General features: G+C 74.6%; 1 pseudogene. It reads left to right on the top strand.

The features are described from left to right. A pseudogene (locus ACI79I_RS24335) lies at window positions 1–536 on the top strand (hypothetical protein); the annotation flags it as partial.

The following is a 536-nucleotide window of genomic DNA, read 5'->3' as shown; positions in this document are numbered from 1 at the left end:
GCGGGGCCTACATCAGCCTCGCCGGCCGGCGGATCGGCACCAGCGACTACCGGGCGACGCTGCGGTTCCAGGCCTCCGGGCTGGTCGACCTGCGGCTGGACCGGTACGTCAACGGCACCGAGACCGTCCTGCGCACCGTGCGGATCCCCGGCACGTACGCGGCGGGCACCCCGCTGACCGTGCGCCTGGAGCTGACCGGCGACGGGACGACGACGCTGAAGGCCAAGGCCTGGGCGGCCGGCACCACCGAGCCCGCCGACTGGACGGTCACCACGACCGACGACACCGCCGCCCTGCAGGCCCCGGGTGGGGTCCACCTGGAGACCTACACCGCCTCCACCGCGACGCGGACCCAGGTCTTCCGGATCGACAACCTGCGGGCCCAGGTCCCGGGTGCGGTGCAGGCCCCCGAGGAGCCGCAGAACGCGGCGCCGACGGCGTCGTTCACCTCCAGCGCCGCTGACCTGGTGGTGTCGGTGGACGGGTCGGCCTCGGCCGACGCCGATGGCCGGGTGGCCTCCTACGCGTGGGAGTTC

The sequence above is a fragment of the Geodermatophilus sp. SYSU D01105 genome, from assembly GCF_054050095.1.
Note: the sequence above shows the minus strand (reverse complement) of the source record. Positions and strands in the feature narration are given on the sequence as shown.